General features: G+C 41.7%; 16 protein-coding genes. 9 read left to right on the forward strand and 7 right to left on the reverse strand.

What is annotated here, in order from left to right:
* Window positions 1–323: 323 nt before the first annotated feature.
* The 4 genes from DXK30_RS08720 to DXK30_RS08735 all read left to right on the forward strand — a co-directional run bounded on the left by DXK30_RS08720 (window position 324) and on the right by DXK30_RS08735 (window position 4,079).
* On the forward strand, window positions 324–1,526 hold the full coding sequence (locus DXK30_RS08720; RefSeq protein WP_114701370.1) for a flavin reductase family protein: 1,203 nt from the start codon (window positions 324–326) through the stop codon (window positions 1,524–1,526).
* A 158-nt stretch (window positions 1,527–1,684) separates the two neighbouring features.
* A complete protein-coding gene (locus tag DXK30_RS08725; RefSeq protein WP_114701371.1) occupies window positions 1,685–3,133 on the forward strand; it encodes a fatty acid desaturase family protein in 1,449 nt (482 codons plus the stop codon).
* 200 nt (window positions 3,134–3,333) lie between these two features.
* On the forward strand, window positions 3,334–3,627 hold the full coding sequence (locus DXK30_RS08730; RefSeq protein ID WP_114701372.1) for a GNAT family N-acetyltransferase: 294 nt from the start codon (window positions 3,334–3,336) through the stop codon (window positions 3,625–3,627).
* A 158-nt stretch (window positions 3,628–3,785) separates the two neighbouring features.
* Complete coding sequence (locus DXK30_RS08735; protein WP_114701373.1) at window positions 3,786–4,079, forward strand: 4a-hydroxytetrahydrobiopterin dehydratase; 294 nt, start codon at window positions 3,786–3,788, stop codon at window positions 4,077–4,079.
* Window positions 4,080–4,189: 110 nt separating this feature from the next.
* On the opposite strand, the gene DXK30_RS08740 is transcribed toward DXK30_RS08735, so the two are convergent.
* Window positions 4,190–4,345, reverse strand: coding sequence for a DUF1328 domain-containing protein (locus tag DXK30_RS08740; protein ID WP_114701374.1), 156 nt, complete (start codon window positions 4,343–4,345; stop codon window positions 4,190–4,192).
* 411 nt (window positions 4,346–4,756) lie between these two features.
* On the opposite strand from DXK30_RS08740, the gene DXK30_RS08745 reads away from it, so the two are divergent.
* Together DXK30_RS08745 and DXK30_RS08750 are read left to right on the forward strand one after the other, a co-directional pair.
* The gene (locus DXK30_RS08745; RefSeq protein WP_240314097.1) at window positions 4,757–6,043 is read left to right on the forward strand and encodes a saccharopine dehydrogenase family protein; all 1,287 of its coding nucleotides are present in this window, start codon (window positions 4,757–4,759) and stop codon (window positions 6,041–6,043) included.
* A 750-nt stretch (window positions 6,044–6,793) separates the two neighbouring features.
* On the forward strand, window positions 6,794–7,360 hold the full coding sequence (locus DXK30_RS08750) for a hypothetical protein (protein ID WP_114701376.1): 567 nt from the start codon (window positions 6,794–6,796) through the stop codon (window positions 7,358–7,360).
* Between the two features lie 116 nt (window positions 7,361–7,476).
* Here DXK30_RS08750 and DXK30_RS08755 read toward each other — a convergent pair whose 3' ends face one another.
* Window positions 7,477–10,023, reverse strand: a complete 2,547-nt coding sequence (locus tag DXK30_RS08755) for a Tex family protein (protein WP_114701377.1) — start codon at window positions 10,021–10,023, stop codon at window positions 7,477–7,479.
* A 378-nt stretch (window positions 10,024–10,401) separates the two neighbouring features.
* Between DXK30_RS08755 and ompR the strand changes: the two genes are divergently transcribed.
* Together ompR and DXK30_RS08765 are read left to right on the forward strand one after the other, a co-directional pair.
* The gene (gene ompR / locus DXK30_RS08760; protein ID WP_057757943.1) at window positions 10,402–11,160 is read left to right on the forward strand and encodes an osmolarity response regulator transcription factor OmpR; all 759 of its coding nucleotides are present in this window, start codon (window positions 10,402–10,404) and stop codon (window positions 11,158–11,160) included.
* Window positions 11,161–11,239: 79 nt separating this feature from the next.
* Window positions 11,240–12,472, forward strand: coding sequence for a CobW family GTP-binding protein (locus tag DXK30_RS08765; RefSeq protein WP_227670783.1), 1,233 nt, complete (start codon window positions 11,240–11,242; stop codon window positions 12,470–12,472).
* An 81-nt stretch (window positions 12,473–12,553) separates the two neighbouring features.
* On the opposite strand, the gene DXK30_RS08770 is transcribed toward DXK30_RS08765, so the two are convergent.
* From DXK30_RS08770 to ubiG, 4 genes are all read right to left on the reverse strand, one after another.
* Complete coding sequence (locus DXK30_RS08770; protein ID WP_101204603.1) at window positions 12,554–12,820, reverse strand: DksA/TraR family C4-type zinc finger protein; 267 nt, start codon at window positions 12,818–12,820, stop codon at window positions 12,554–12,556.
* A 150-nt stretch (window positions 12,821–12,970) separates the two neighbouring features.
* Window positions 12,971–13,807: a YciK family oxidoreductase gene (locus DXK30_RS08775; RefSeq protein WP_227670782.1), complete on the reverse strand. Its 837-nt coding sequence runs from the start codon at window positions 13,805–13,807 to the stop codon at window positions 12,971–12,973.
* Window positions 13,808–13,963: 156 nt separating this feature from the next.
* Entirely contained in the window at window positions 13,964–14,674 is a 711-nt protein-coding gene (locus DXK30_RS08780; RefSeq protein WP_114701378.1) for an HAD family hydrolase, read from the reverse strand.
* 67 nt (window positions 14,675–14,741) lie between these two features.
* Window positions 14,742–15,605: a bifunctional 2-polyprenyl-6-hydroxyphenol methylase/3-demethylubiquinol 3-O-methyltransferase UbiG gene (gene ubiG, locus DXK30_RS08785; RefSeq protein ID WP_114701379.1), complete on the reverse strand. Its 864-nt coding sequence runs from the start codon at window positions 15,603–15,605 to the stop codon at window positions 14,742–14,744.
* Window positions 15,606–16,107: 502 nt separating this feature from the next.
* Between ubiG and DXK30_RS08790 the strand changes: the two genes are divergently transcribed.
* Window positions 16,108–16,728, forward strand: coding sequence for a thiol:disulfide interchange protein DsbA/DsbL (locus DXK30_RS08790; protein WP_114701380.1), 621 nt, complete (start codon window positions 16,108–16,110; stop codon window positions 16,726–16,728).
* A 183-nt stretch (window positions 16,729–16,911) separates the two neighbouring features.
* Here DXK30_RS08790 and yjgA read toward each other — a convergent pair whose 3' ends face one another.
* Complete coding sequence (yjgA, locus tag DXK30_RS08795; protein WP_057757930.1) at window positions 16,912–17,424, reverse strand: ribosome biogenesis factor YjgA; 513 nt, start codon at window positions 17,422–17,424, stop codon at window positions 16,912–16,914.
* Window positions 17,425–17,459 lie beyond the last annotated feature (35 nt).

Below are 17,459 nucleotides of genomic sequence, written 5' to 3' on the forward strand. Positions count from 1 at the left end.
CATACCCTGCAAGCTGACAGGTTGTTTTACCAGTTGTTTTACTGTTTTTGACAGCAGGCTATGGCCTTTAACTATAAAACTTGCTTTAAAAAATAACTCAAGGAGTCTTATCTTAATGAACTAACTTAACATTTTGATTCATTAGCGTTTTATAAAGACCACAAAAAATAGCATCAAAACTTTCGCAAATTTAATCAATAGCCGTTAGCATGTTAGTGTGGCTTAACAAGGTCTAATGGTTCGATTATCAAAATCGATTGATCATCTGACTTTATGTTCGTCTCAACACTCACTTTCGTAGCAATCATAAAGGTACTGATAATATGGCCAACGGCTATCGCCCTGAAATTATTCAACGTGCGTTTGTCGATTTTATCGGATCGCGCTTACATCCGTTGTGGTCATTGACGACGCCTAAATTACGCCTGATCGCACGCTATACATTAAGTGATGATTTAATAGCACTTCGATTTGAGACCAATAGAGCTTTTAGGCAGCAGACTTCTGAGGTGATGGGTGGTTGGCAAGGCGGTCAATATCTCGATTTGCGCGTTTTTATCGATGGGGTCTATTATCAGCGTAGTTACTCAATAGTGGGCTTGGCGCACCAACCACTCTGGTGGCTCGACGATGCTACCGAGAGACACACGGCAGACCAACGTCATACGGTAACTATCGCGATTAAACCACAAGGGTTAGTATCTGACTATTTAACCAAGCAAATGCCACTGGCTAGCGTCGTTGATACAAGTCTGCCACTTGGTCATTTCACTTTGGGACAGACCTCGATAGTAGGGCAGGAAATATCAGAGAATGACAAACCTATTCCTTTGCTATTTATAGCTGGTGGTAGCGGTATCACGCCCATGCTCGGACTTATCAATCAGGCTCTGAGTAATGGACATCAGGTAACGCTATTGCATTATAGTCGGACTGTTTCATCCAAACTTAAACATCAGTGGCAACAGCTGAACGATGCATATCCAGACTTCATTTATCATTTAATCAATACTGAAGATCCGACTACCTATTTGGCTAGCACAAGATACTTGAGTGCAGAGGGTCTGCTATCGCTAAACTTACCTCTATCAGATACGCAAATATTTGCCTGCGGTTCACAAGCGTTATTAGCTGGCTTATATAAAGCCGCCGCAGAGATAACCTTATCTACAAACAAGCAGCTGCGCGATAACATCATCGTAGAGAACTTTGGTAATGCCCTAGCTGATGTTGATATCAGCAGTAATCAAACATTCGATAAGATAATATCTGTAGAAGAACGCACTGTCTATTTGCGGTCACGGCAGCGGCAATTTGTCAGTGACACGACAATACTGGCTGCGGCTGAAAATGCAGATGTACGGCTAGCACATGGTTGTCGGCAAGGCATTTGCCAATTGTGCCGCTGTAATAAAGTCAGCGGCGTGGTCAAAAACGTCCAGACAGGGACAGTGAGCGGGGAGGGTTACGAGTCTATTCAGACTTGTATCAATATTGCTATGACTGATGTGGTTCTCGATGTTTAATGACTGATTTAATAGAACAACTGGCTTAATAGAAAGCATATGCTAAACAACCTATGAGAAATAAAAGACAAACGTTACTTTATAGGCTAAAACTCAGATAACTTATCAAACCGGATGCAGTGCTGCTTATTCATGCCGTTTCGGTTAAGGATTTATTTATGCGCTTACTACCACCCGTTACTACGCCACAATCTGCTGTGCCTATTTTGACGCCACTGTCCGATGCACAGCTAGCAAAAAACGCGCCTTTATCTTTGACGCCGCAAACGCCTTACACGCAGCTTAATGATGAAGCAATCAATGATAGCGGTCAGCCAGACACATCAACACGGACGCGCTACCCAAAAGTAACTGATGCTCCTCTATCAAAGCCTCAAAGTGATGCTTTAGCCGTAGAGCTCAATGTCCTATATAAAAGCGTCATGGACTCGCTAGGCAGTAAGGATGCACGCTACATACAGCGGATATATGCCACCGTGGTATATAGTGAAGTTATTGCCCGTGGTCTACTTGCAGCGGCTGGGCGTATGCCATCGAAACGCAGTCTTGTCGCTACTTGGCTACTAGGTACGTCTTTACTTAGCTTTAGCAAAGTATTGAACAACATGGAGCTGGGTCATAATGTCATGCATGGTCAATATGACTGGATGCAACACCCGCACCTTAATAGTCAAAAATTCGACTGGGATATTGTCTGCCCTGCTCCATTATGGCAACACTCTCATAATTATTTACATCATACTTTTACCAATATTGTTGGCCGTGATCATGACGTAGGCTATCACTTGATTCGAGTGACTGACGAGCAGCCTTGGACACCAGAAGATCGCTATAATATGTTTAGTACAGCGGTACTGGCATTTGGCTTTGAATGGGCAGTAGCTTTTCATGACATCCAAATCAGTGCAGATGAATACGCTGACTCTCCTGATGTGCACAAAATCATGCAGCAAAAGTCTCGCGCGCTATTTGCTAAAATTGGACGGCAAATAGGCAAAGACTATATTGCACTGCCATCTGTGGTAGCGCTGACACTAGGTCGTCGTAGCGCCTTTAGTACGTTGAGCGGTAACATGACTGCCAACACTGTCCGAAATCTATGGACATGGGCGGTGATTTTTTGCGGCCATTTCACTGAGCAAGCGCATATCTATACCCATCTCGATGCCAATGAAAGTAAAGGCGATTGGTACGTACGCCAAATCCTTGGCTCTAGCAATATCAAAGGCAGCAAATGGTTTCACCTTTTGACAGGTAATTTGTCTCATCAAATTGAGCATCATATATTTCCTGATATGCCAGCTGGCCACTATGCAAAGATTGCACCGCAGGTACAGGCCATATGCCGTAAGTATGGTTTAACCTACAACACTGGCCGCTTTGGCACACAACTCAAGCAAGTACTGGGACGTATTTATCACTTTAGCAAACCCAGCGAAAAAGAATGGCAAGCCTATGTACAGTCAACGAAAAATGCAGATAGTACTACTCATAAAGATGATAGGTCAGCGGCCAATTTAGAAGACAAATTACCGATAGAAAACACTAGTGGTCTCACTCGCTTTTTACCTCCAGTCGTTCGTAAGGCCATATCATATGCATGGTGAAATATTCATATTTGCAACCAGATACGACCATGATAAGGTAGGACAGAATACATAGATGACGTTAACAGTCGTCCTATCAACCATTACGGTAAGCGTCTAGATTGTTAAGCATCAAACCTACATACTAAACTGGCACTATCAAAATTAATAAAACATTTAGTTCATAATAAAAATTCGATAATAAGAAATGGAGTATATTAATGAGTAACCAAACTTCTAAACCAAATCTAGACATTGTTCATAATCAAGCAGCGAACCGCTTTGAGACATCTATCGACGGTCAGACAGGTTATATTAGCTATCAGGAAAGTGCTGACAAGTTGGTCTACGATCATACTATCGTACCGCAGCAATTAGGCGGTCAAGGCGTTGGTTCAGCACTCGTTAAGCACGCATTGAATTATGCACGTGAGCAAGACAAGAAAGTGGTGCCACAATGCTCATTTGTCGCGTCATACATTAGCAAACATCCTGAGTATCAAGATTTAATTTAGCTAGCTATGTAATTAGGCTCAATTAACTCTTTAACTAGGCTCAGTTGAGTGATATCGGGCGAAGTAGTATAAAGTGTGTAGATATTATTTCGTATAGGAGATATAACCCAGCACCACTTTTAATAAACCAATTCGACATAATAATAAAGGTTGTTAATATGAGTAGTTTATCTGACAAACAAATCAATCTACAGCTAGAAGAGCTTGCCGGTTGGCAGCGTGATGGCAATAGTATCGTCAAGACCTATCACTTCAGCGACTTTATCGAAGCGATGAGCTTTATGAACCAAGCAGCATTTTATGCTGAAGCGCTTGAGCACCATCCAGAATGGCGCAATACCTACAATATCGTAGAAGTTCGTTTAACCAATCATGATACAGGCGGTATATCTAGCCTAGATATTCGGTTAGCCAAACGCATGGAGCATATTATTCAGCCCAAGCGATTATAGCAGTGCATTCATGTTCGTCAGATTAATAAGCAAAAACTTTGATGAAACATAAAAAAGACCCTCAATTGAGGGTCTTTTTTATAGTAGTTACTTATAATAATAAGCTGCTTTTACATCTTGCGACTTACAAACGCTACGATAAACAAAATCACAGCGACTGCTAAGAAAATGTACGCCAAGTTAGCAGACAGTCCTGCAACGCCGCCAAACCCTAATAAGCTCGCTAACAGTGCGACCACTGCAAAAATAATAGCCCAACGAAACATAATATTCTCCTCAAATAATGGTGAAAAACAGATATTAAAATTTATATAGCATTTATTTAACTTGTTTTTATCTAATGCTAGTTATTAATGTTTACGCTTATAGATTAGCAATGTTCATCTCTAAAAAACGTTCATTTTAGTAATAATATCGGTGGGTTATGTAAAGTTTGTAGCAAGTCTTATTACCTTTTATTTTTTCTTGTCTCTGTAAGTATCGCATTTAAGATCATGGGAAACGCATTGGAGAGACTGGTAATTACTTTTTAATAGCACAGAGCTAACCTCAGAACCTCCCGGAACAAATATCTGGCAATAAAAACTGTAGCGACCTCATAAACCACTAACCTAATCAAACGACTTGGTTTATAGTTTAAGTTCAACTTATCCTCAAGTCTATTAAGGACAATACATATGGATATCAATACGGATACTGAAAACCTTATACAAAAAACCAGCGGCGACACACGCCCTTATGCAGTTGTTCTATATGGTGCGACAAGCTTCGTCGGTCAGATCACTGCCCACTATTTAACCAATTTTTTATCAAATAATAAGAACGAAGATGGCTCAGACGTATCATGGGCAATCGCAGGCCGCGATGAAGACAAGCTCAACAAGTTGCAGGCCAAACTTGAGAGCAAGGTAGATATTATTATTGCCAACAGTAACGATGCTGACAGCCTTGATAAGATGACCAAACAAACTCAAGTCATCATTTCTACTGTAGGCCCATATCTGAAATATGGTGAGCCACTGATCAAATCTTGTGCTGAAAACGGTACAGATTATGTCGATCTTACTGGTGAGGCTATTTTCATCAAAGATATGATGGACAAGTACCAAGACACTGCCAAGCAGAGCGGTGCTCGTATCGTCAACTCTTGTGGTTTTGATTCTATCCCATCAGATTTGGGCGCGTACTTTACCCAAGCTAAGGCAGAAGAAAAGTTCGGTGAGACCTGTAATGTCATTCATATGCGTGTCAAAGCAGCCAAGGGTGGTATCTCAGGCGGTACTATCGCATCGATGGCATCAATATTTGAAGAAGCTGGCGAAGATAAATCGCGTCGCAAACAAGTGGCCAATCCTTATTTGCTAAACGATGATTCTGATGCACCAAATGTACGTCAGGATAATGTTAGCAAACCAGTATATGACAGCAATCATAAGCGCTGGTTAGCACCGTTCGTCATGGCGACTATCAATACGCGTATCGTCCATCGTACTAACCAATTACTCAGCTATGAGTACGGTCGCGATTTTAAATATGACGAAGCGATGTGGATGAAAGATGGCGTCAAAGGGAAACTGTCTAGCTATGCTATGAGCGCAGGTTTGTTAGGCTTTGCCACTGCAATGATGATTAAACCAAGTCGCGAGTTACTATCCAAGCATGTTTTACCAAAAGCTGGCTCAGGCCCTTCTAAGGACGAGCAAGAAAACGGCTACTTTGATATTCGTCACTTTGGACAAACGGCCAAAAATGACACTATTACCGTTAAAGTAACAGGTGATAAAGATCCTGGTTACGGCAGTACTTCTCGTATGATTTCGCAGGCGGCATTATGTTTGGCACAAGATATCAGCAAAGAGGACGTTGGCGGTGGGTTCTGGACACCGGCATCTGCGATGGGTGATAAGCTAATAACTCGCTTAGAAGCGCATTCTGGTCTTAGCTTTGAAGTGATTGATAGTTAATCTATGGAGTGATAACAAAGGCTCAATGTCTTTACGACCGTATCTTATTTTCAAGATACGGTTTTTTATTGTTTACTCTAAAATTCAAAAGAGAATTAAATAAAGAATAACGTACTTTTTTGGTGAACAATGTTTCTGTTTCCCAATTATTTAATACTTTATGATACTAACCATTAATCCAATATTACTACTATCATTTTATAGGTATTGTAGAAAAATTATATGCAAACATTAGTTTAATGAAGTATATGTTATCAAAGAGTTTATATAATAGAATTTAAGAATTATCAAAGCACTGGCTTTAGACTATAAATGAAAATTTTTAAAAGAAGTCTCTATAATACTGACAGATAGCACTCAAAAAACTATTAATAACAATCAGCTAAGTTTAAATAACAACTATAAGCAATCAAATATTCATATGTTGAATACTAGAGACATTGGTAGATATTTATAATTAACAGATTCATTTATTAACAGCTTTAATAACACAATCAACCTTTACTACTAATGAGTTTTTGAAAAATCTAGAAGTTAAAATATCAGCTAGACGTCAAGTATGGCAGTTTCATAACGTCACAAGAAAACATTAAACTGTTAGAACATTAATGAGTTTGCTACTGAAATATAAACTACATCGTTGATAATTTGCATACAGTATTTACAGACACCTTTAAATAAAGACAGCTCATCATTGAATATGAGTTATCGTTTTTAACTATTGCAAATTATGTATCATGGAGTTTTATAATGAAAAAGAATGTTTTATCACTAATCGTCGGCGCTACCCTTGTATTACCAACTATGGCAATGGCGGCACCCGTTAACAATAGCGATCTAATGCCAGCAGATATGCGTAATGCTCCTGTCGAGAGCACTGTACAGGCCGAAATAGAAGGTCCTGATGGTGAGTTGCTAGCGACTCAACCTGGCGCTGTAGATGTCGAAGCGTCAAATAATGCTGATGTCGATATGGACATGGATAATGAAGCAGACGAAACTGACGATATGGATAATGAAGCAAGCGATGATAACGCAGCTTTGATGAACAACGCTCAAGCAACAACCAATGCGGCAGCAATGACTAATGCTACAACTGCTCAGGCTCCTGTACAGAACGCTCAAGCGCCTAACATGCAACACAGCAATGCAGACTATCAGCCTTTAATCGCTGGTGAAGCGGCAACTGAGAACAAAGTTGCAGATGCTGCTAGTACTTTGCAAGAAAAGAAAAAAGACAAGCGTGGTGAGTTATTAGCTACTCAGCCAGCAAACGTACAGTTCAAAGAAAACCGTCGTATCGCTGTATCACGCTAAGCAGATAGTTAGTTTATTTGATTAGTTTGTAAGCATATTACTTATATAAAAAGGCAGCCATATGGCTGCCTTTTTTGTTATACCAAACTATAAATTTTAGCTATTTTTAGCAGCATTTATTTCTTAGTTTTAGTCACGCCAGCTTCTTGTAATAAAGCACCGAGTGTACCCATTTTACTTGGAGCTTCAGCTTTATCATTTTTTACTGGCTTACTACGATTGCTCGCATTGTCTTTATCCTGACGCTTGCCACGTGACTTAGACGGACGTTTGTCAGCAGTTGGACGGCTATTATTTGGACGGTCACTATTTGTATTATTACTGCGTGGACGACTGGTTTTCTCACCATCTGTACTAGCTGTCGTAGACTTGGCAGCCGTACGGACAGGTTTTTCAGATTCAGGTTTCATGCTAAATCCGATACGACCACGTTTTTCATCGATAGAGATAACCCGTACCGATACTATATCGCCAGGTTTGACACGGTTCATAGGATCTGCGACAAAGTCATTGGCCATCTGCGAGATATGTACCAGACCATCCTGATGTACACCAACATCAACGAAACAACCAAAGGCCGTTACATTGGTGACTACCCCTTCTAATGTCATGCCTTCGCTCAAATCTTTGATACTATTGACGTCATCACGGAAATTGGCCGTTTTAAATTCAGGACGAGGATCACGAGCAGGTTTAGCGAGCTCTTCGATAATCGCTTTTACGCTGACATTATCGTCATTAGCAGCCAGTGTAGTCGTATCGATAGTATTTAACACGCCATCATTACCGATGACTTCTGACAATGGCTTGCCCGCTTGTGCGAGTAAACTATCGACCAATGCATAGCTCTCTGGATGCACACCAGTGGCATCTAATGGATTGCTACCATTATGAATACGTAAGAAACCAGCTGCTTGCTCAAATGTCTTAGCGCCTAGACGTGGGACGTTTTTAAGTGCTTCACGACTATCAAATGCACCGTGCTCTTTGCGATAGGTGACAATTTGCTGCGCCACATTGCGGTTAAGACCTGCGATGTGAGCCAAGATAGCTGGGCTAGCTGTATTTACATCCACACCCACGGCATTCACGCTATCTTGAGTTACTTTATCAAGACTGTCTGCAAGCTGGTTTTGATTGACGTCATGCTGATATTGACCCACACCAATGGCTTTTGGATCAACTTTCACAAGCTCTGACAATGGATCTTGCAAGCGACGCGCAATAGAAACCGCGCCACGTACAGAAACGTCTAGATTGGCAAGCTCATCACTAGCAAGCTCACTGGCTGAATAAACAGAGGCACCAGACTCATTGACGATGACGGCTTTGGCTTTTAATGCATCATTCGCGGCCAAAATCTCTTTGATCATCGCATCTGTTTCGCGACTTGCCGTACCATTACCGATAGCGACCAAATCAACGTTATAAGTGCTCAATAGCGCATCGATGACTTTTTTGGCTTCATCCATCTTATTATCAGGTGCGAACGGATACACTGTCGCGATGACAGGTTTTTCTTCGCTATCTGACATGACATGACCTTGCGCATCGACGATGGCCATTTTTACGCCATGACGAATACCAGGATCGACACCCAAGATTACTTTAGGACCTGCAGGTGCAGACATTAGTAAATGCTGTAAGTTGCTAGCGAACACATCAATCGCATCCGCTTCTGCGGCTAGGCGCTTTTCAGTTAACAAGCGGTGCTCGATATGCGGACGCCATTTGTCTTTCCACAAGCTACTGGCTGCCTCTGCCAAAAATTCACGGCGTGCTGCTGGCGCTTTGGCATCGACATCGAAATGACTGATAATTTTTTCGATAAATGGTGCGTCTTCGCCTTCAATTTTTAGACCCAAGACATTTTCTTGACGACCGCGCAACATTGCTAATAGGCGATGATTTGGCAGTCGAGCAAGGCTTTCGCTATGTTCAAAGTAGTCTTTGAATTTTTCGCCAACTTCGCGCTTTTCTTCGCTCGCAACGCTCGATACGATACTGGCAGTTTTGGCAAAACCACTGCGTAAATTGTCCAACAAGCCCAATGCTTGTGTCCATTCATCAACGATAATAGCCTGTACGCCAGCGAGTTGTTTTTCGATATCGCTAAAATCAACTTCGATTTCATTACCACTGTCATCAGTGATACTTGACTGGACTTGATAATCAGCCAAGGCATCCGTCGGGGTGATTTCTTGGGTCAAGACTGCTTGGGCAGCAGTATCAAGACCAGCGGCACGAGCTTTGGCAGAAGGTGAACGACGACGCGGACGGTATGGCAGATAGATATCTTCAAGCTCAAGCTTAGACGTCGCATTATCGATACGCGTCTGTAGCTCGTCAGTCAGATTGCCCTGTGTGCTTAACAGCTCAGTAATTTTGAGACGACGTGTTGCCATGTCACGCTCATAATTAAGAGACTTCTCTAAAGCACGCAGCTGCGCATCATCAAGATTCTGAGTCTTTTCTTTGCGGTAACGCGCAATAAAAGGAACCGTCGCGCCTTCATCATAAAGTTTGACAAACGCATTGACTTGAGCAGTCTTAATGCCAAGCGCGCGAGCAAGCTTGTCGTGAATATTCGCGTGTGTGGTTGCATCTAAAACCTGTGCATTTGTCGAGGTTTGAGATGACGTTAAGGTATCAGTGCTACTCATATACGTATCAATCGTTGAGAAATGTAGCTTTGCATTATAGCAAAAGCTGCATGAATAAAAATCCTTTTTATCTTTTCGTTATTTATTGCACATTTTAGGACGCAAATCTTTCTATATCACACATCCTATGGACTTGTTAAACAAACGCATACAGCATTTATTATCATGGGTGATGCAATTCTCGGTGCAATCTTATACACTAAAGTATCAATAACACAAATATTGATATGTGCTGACATATTGAACAATAGTTTTTAATTTTATGAAGTGCTTATTCGTAACCAATAATTAAATAATGATAATTAGTGGCAGTGTTTTTGCTCATAGCTATTTACTTGTAGTTTCTGATAACAATAATTTTTATAAAAGGATGCCTGTATGACTGATAACAACAGCCCTGACACGTTGACTCAGCGTATTTTAGTCGTCGATGACGATGCTCGTCTGCGCTCTTTGTTGCAACGTTTCCTAGAAGACGACGGTTTTGTCGTTCGTACCGCTCATGACGGCAGTCAGATGGACAAACTCATGCAACGTGAGCTTTTCTCTTTGGTCGTGCTCGATTTGATGCTGCCAGGCGAAGATGGCATCAGTATCTGTAAGCGTCTGCGTGAAGACAATGCGGATATTCCTATTATTATGCTTACTGCCAAGGGTGGCGATGCTGATCGTATCGCAGGTCTAGAAGCGGGTGCAGATGATTATCTACCTAAGCCTTTTAACCCAAAAGAGCTATTGGCTCGTATCAAAGCTGTATTACGTCGTCAAAACCGTGAGTTGCCAGGTGCGCCAAGTCATCAAATGGAAGTGGTCGAGTTTGGTCCATGGACACTAGATTTATCAACTCGTACGCTCAAACGTGATGGTAACGTAGTTACTTTGACAACAGGTGAGTTTTCAGTACTAAAAGCGCTCGTACAGCATCCACGTGAGCCATTGACCCGTGATAAATTGATGAACCTTGCCCGTGGTCGTGAATGGGGTGCGATGGAGCGTTCTATCGACGTCCAAGTATCACGTCTGCGTCGCCTGATTGAAGACAATCCCTCACAAGCGCGTTATATCCAAACTGTTTGGGGCGTGGGCTATGTGTTCGTTCCTGATGAAGCTGAGGTAGAAACCATCAAGAGTGAATAACTTTTGACTGATCTAATTTTTTTTAATATAGGCCGTGTTTGGTTACTCACAAACACGTGCCAATATGATGAGCCTTTTTGTGAAAAACCCAATTATTTTTCAAAACATACCCTGCACGTTAGTGACAGGGTTTTTAGGTGCTGGCAAAACCACTGTAATTAATCAGTTACTGGCCACAAAACCTGATGACGAACGCTGGGCCCTCTTAATCAATGAGTTTGGTCGTATCGGTATTGATGGCGCACTCCTAGCAAGCTCCCAAGATAACGATCTTGAGCAAAAGAATATCGCCATTCGTGAAGTCAGTGGTGGCTGTATTTGCTGCACCAGTCAGCTGCCCTTACAGATTGCAATCAGTCGTCTGCTCAGTGACCATCATCCACAGCGATTACTCATTGAGCCTACAGGATTGGCACATCCACGTGAGCTGATACTACAACTCAGTGCGCCGCATTGGCAAACTGCCCTACAGATGAATGCTGTGATGACCGTACTGAGTGGCGAGCAGTGGCAACAGATTAAGTATCGTGATCATGATGGTTTTCAAGCGCATGTCCGTGATGCCGATGTGCTGATAATCAATCGTTATACCCAATTAGATACTAACGACAAACAAGCTTTGGTAGAATGGATAACCAAGCTCAATTCACAAGTGAAAATCATTTGGGCAGCATCAGAACTAACGGCACCTGAGACAACAGACTCATCAGATGTCCATTCATCAGACGTTCATTCCTCAGATAGTCTTGTAGCAGATGCATACTCGAAAACGTTAAACGACCAACTGAATCAGCCCAGCTCTATCATTTCGAATCAACGAAAAATCAGTATCTCTAATCCTCAAAAATCGATGATTGGTTTACAGTCTCCAGCCAATTCTTTAGCAACTGTACCATCATCGAGTTCACCTACCGATGGGACCGAAGCTCAGTCCAGTGCTGATAGTGATCTGCCCTATCGCTACCATGAAGAGCAGCAAGATTTTCAGTTGGCTGGATGGCGACTACCTGCACACTACATATTAAACGCTGACGATTTACAGAATTGGTTATTAGCCTTGCCAAACTGGCAACGTATCAAAGGCGTGGTGCATACTTCTGATGGCTGGATGCAGATGAATTTTAATCCTGGTAGTCTAACCACCAGAACTATCGACCCACACACTGATAGTCGATTGGAAATTATTTTGCAATTAGACAATGCCGTCGATACAGCTATAGCAAAAACAGAAAGTAAGGATAATACTGAAACGTCATCGGCCTTGATAAATTGGGAAGAGTGCGACCGTGAATTGATGGCACTGGTTATATAGTAATAGACAGAAAAAGGGCGGACACTGCTATTTTATCTAGCAATGTCCGCCCTTTCTTTTTTCAACGCAACTAACTATTTCTTAACGCAATTGACTGTCTTTACTACCACGACGATTAAATAGCTCAGCCGCTTTTGCTTCTTGTTCAAGCTCTGTCTGACAGCTAACGCAATGCTGAATACCAGGCACTGCCAGTCGACGTGCCTCTGGAATAGGCTTACCACATTCGTCACACAGCTCAGCACTTACACCTGTCGGTAACGAACGTCGCGCGCGTTCCAATGCATCATTTACCGTTGCATCCATTTGTTCGTGCTCAGCACCATCTCTTGACCAGCCACCTGCCATAATCTTATCCTATTTTTTTATTCATTATAATCAGACAATACAAATGTCTTTAATAACAAATAGATGGGGCTAGCTATGATTAATTGCAACCTGCAATAGTGTATAAAATTGTCAATAAAGAATGACGTAATCGACTTACAAACCTTGCTACTAATCTTTAGGTTGTAGCTCAACGACTTGACCACGTACGCCAATACTTTCATCACTCATCAGACAAACGTAGCCAGCCATGATATCTTCAGGTGTTTTTAAGCTCATAGGGTTTTCACCTGGATACGCATGCGCACGCATATTGGTACGCGTACCACCCGGATTGACACAGTTAAAACGTAGGTTGGTGGTGTTCTGCGTCTCTTGAGTAAAGATATCACTCATACCTTCTACTGCTTGTTTTGAGAGTGCATAAGCACCCCAAAATGCGCGAGGATGTGTACCTACTGTACTAGAGGTAAAGACAACAGAGCCATGATCAGCATCTTTTAATAGCGGCAATAACGCTTGGGTCAGCATAAACGTCGCTGTAAAATTTACTTTCATCACTTGCGCAAAAGTATCGACGTCATACATCTCAAGCGGCGTCAGTTGTCCTAATACACCAGCATTATGCAAGATACCATCTAACTGGCCGACCTCTTTATTGATTAGCCCTTCGAGCTGCTGCATCTCAGCATAAGTTGCCCCTTCTAGATTCATTGGCAACATAGCAGGCTGCTTACCTCCAAGGCTTTCAATCTCATCGTAAACGTATTCAAGCTTGCTACTAGTACGTCCTAACAATAAAACAGTGGCGCCATAACGAGCATAGGTCAATGCGGCAACACGGCCTATACCATCCCCTGCACCAGTCACCAAAATAGTCTTACCATCTAGGCAATTACTCGACGGTACAAAGCTACGAATATCATCATGAGTCAAAGGCTGGATAGGACTTTGAACAGTTTTTTTATTGTCTTGTGGATCGACTGGTTGATTATTGTTGTCACTCATGGCATTGCTCACTACTTATCATTAAATCGTTGAGGATATGTGCTTATGGTTGTAAAACTGATGTTATGAAATTTGTTTTTTAACTTCATTAATAGCCCTACTGAGGCAGCTTAGAAAAAAAACGACCCAGAAAGAGACCATTTATAAAAGAGCAGTCTATAAATACTCAAACTTACCCGATGATAGCAGCAATTTATTTAACTGCTCAGGCGTATCTGTAATATAGTCGGCGCCCCATTTTTTTAAAGACTTTTGATCTTCAGGTGGAATATATCCATAAGCGGCTAAAATCGTTGGCATGCCAGCGGCATTGCCAGCTTCAATATCACGTACATGGTCACCAACATAGAGCACGCAGCCCGCCGCACCTCGAGGAATACCGAGTTTTTCTAGCGCCATATACATTGGCTCTGGGTCTGGTTTGGTACGTGATACATCATCTGGACAGACCAAAACCGCACAGCGTTGCTCCAGTTGCATCTTACTTAATAGCTTTTCGGCTAAATAGCGCGGCTTATTGGTAACGATACCCCATGGCACGCCCTTTGCTTCAAGCTCAGTCAGTACCGCTTCAAGCTCCTGAAACACGCAGCTATCGACACAGATATCCGCTTCATAATCATCCAAGAACTGCTGACGAAACTCAAGCAACGCTTCCTCGCTGACTTCGAGTTGATCATTGTGTCTAAGCATCAATTGCACCATAGCTGAGGCACCTGCAGAGACTTGCTCACGAATTTCCACTTCAGGCGGTGCCTGCCAATCGTTTTCGAGACTCATTTTACCAATGATACGAATAAAATCAGCAGCAGTATCGATTAATGTCCCATCAAGGTCAAATAAAACAGCTTTTACAAATTGGGTCATAGTGAGTGCTCTTGAGATTGATGACGTGTTTAGTGAAAGTATGGCAAATAAATGGTCGTGTGTAGCATCAAGCCAGTGGCTTTTGTACGGCTATCATATAGTTAACATCGACGTTTTGAGCGAGCCAGTAGCGTTTAGTCAGCGGATTATAATGCAAACCGATAATATCCTGACGGACAAATCCAGTATTGAGTGCCATTTTGTCTAATTCTGCTGGCGTGATAAATTTGGCATAGTCATGAGTACCACGATCAAGCAATCGCAGCACATACTCTGCCCCAACGATGGCAAACAGATAGGACTTAGGATTGCGATTAATCGTTGATAGCACACAGACCCCACCAGGAGCTAATAAGTCATAGCAGGCTTGCACAATCGAGCTTGGATCTGGCACGTGCTCTAGCATCTCCATGCAAGTCACTACATCAAACTGACCAGCCTGCGTTTTTGCCAACTCTTCAACGGGTATATGCTGATAACGAAGCGTATTGTCTAACTGGCTTTGCTCTGCATGTAACGCAGCAGCTTTTAGGTTTTCTGTACCTAAATCAATCCCTGTCACATCAGCACCGCGGCGTGCCATAGATTCTGACAATATTCCGCCGCCGCACCCTACATCAAGTACTTTTTTGCCAGCAAGTCCTTGCTCAGCGGTTTTATTAGCAATGTCATGATTATTGTTAGTGTCGTGATTGTTAGCAGCGTTTTGATAGCCACGTTTAACGTTTTCTTCTATCCAATTTAGACGTAATGGATTAATCTCGTGTAGCGTTGCAAACGCCCCTGTGTTGCTCCACCACTCACTCGCCAAGTTATTAAATTTTTCGACTTCGCTAGGATCCACATTTATAGTATTAGCCTCTGTATTATTGAAAGCGCTATTTTGATTTTGATCATTTGGAGTTGACGAAGAATTCAAAGCTGAGCCCATGGTATTTTCCTTGATTGTCATTATAGTTATTATCGTTTACAGTATACGATTATGTACTCAATATTAGCATGAGAGCGGTCGTTTTGTCGTAAGTACATCGTCACCGATTGTGAATAGGTTTAAAAATTTATTCTCTTTTTTGGTAATGTCTCAATGTATAAAAGTTAAGTATCAGTGTGCCAAAATTGCGTACTAATACTCTGAGTTATCTTAAACCACGTCAGAATTAAAGTAGACGTTTGAAAAACAGTAGCTTCAGAAAGTAGCAGGTAATATACCTTAAATAATTGTTAACAGCTTTACAACGGTCGGCTAAGATTGCGATTCACAAGTACATGTTATATACGTTATCATATTCAATACTTTGCTATCGGTAGATTATAATCGCCATTGTTTGGTTTAGTCGTTTTAAGAACTTTATATTTCACATATCATATGTTTCAATCTTCTACATGACTGCCCTTTTAATAAACACTACATCCCCACATCTCAAGGATAAAGTATGAAACGTGTCATCACACTGACTGGTTTGGCTATAGCCATTGGATTCACCTCTATGGGCGCACAAGCTGCGGACTATGTCGCTGGAAAAGATTATCGTGTGCTCGACAACCCAGAGAAAATAAGCGGTGATGCTATCATCGTACGTGAGTTCTTCTGGTATGGCTGCCCACATTGTAATGTTCTTGATCCCCACATGGAGAAATGGGTAAAGACCAAAGACAAAGATGTTGTGTTTTTTAGAACACCAGCTGCTCTTAACCCTGTTTGGGAAGCCAGCGCTCGTGGTTTTTATGCAGCTCAGCTTTTAGGGTTTGAAGATAAAACCCATGCTGCGCTATTTGATGCTATCCACAAAGATGGTAAAAAATTATTTGATCAGTCATCATTGAGCAAATGGTATGCATCAAAAGGCGTTAACGAAAAGAAGTTTAACAGTCTTTATAACTCTTTTGCTGTTGGCACAAAGATTGGTCGTTCACAAGAAGGTGCTAAACGCTATCAGCTCTCTGGTGTACCAGCTGTGGTTGTGCAAGGCAAATATGTAGTCACTGGTGAGAGTGCTAAAGTACCTAAAGTCGTCGACTACTTGGTCGACAAAGCACGTGCTGAAAAAAAATAACTCAAGCAATAAATACTTGAATAATAGACATAACGCACAGTATATCCGTACATCATGCACAAAAAAGCCAATCATAAATTGATTGGCTTTTTTGCATCTTAACATTTTAGCTATTCATTTTTTGACTACTAACCTGTCAACTAATAATCTTTCAATTAATAACCTTCTAGCTTGGTGTAGGTATTATTTTTTCAGCTGCGACAAAATAGCCACTTCACGAATATAACTCGCTAAATCTGCTTTAGATTCTGCCAACAACTCATCGTCTTGCATATGTTTGGCATATTCTATCCACAACAGTAACTGATACATACTGTGGTGCTCAGAAGCTTTATATTGCTTCACAAACTGCTTGAGCGTACCTTCATCATTGATATTTAGACGCTCGTACCAGCTCTCTATTTTTGAGACTTGTTCTTTAGGAAAAAAGGCATCAAATAACGCCTTTATCAGCTCATGGCGATTCTCTTCAATCATCAGCTTGCCAACACGTTTGGTCTGACGATTGCGGGCATTGGCACTGGTAATATCAGCAAGTGCCATTAGCTCCGCCATAAAATAATCACTGGCAGGTAAGGCTTTTAGCTGTTTTTTCGATAAGCTAGCAAGCGGTATAGATAACTGCTGTAAGCGCTCATGGGCTTTTTTGAGTTCTGTGCGCGAGACGCGCATATCCTGTTCTTTCCAGTCAATCATAAAAGCTTTCCAAAATAATAATTAATAAATTAAAT

This window comes from Psychrobacter proteolyticus, from assembly GCF_003350005.1.
GTDB lineage: Bacteria > Pseudomonadota > Gammaproteobacteria > Pseudomonadales > Moraxellaceae > Psychrobacter > Psychrobacter proteolyticus.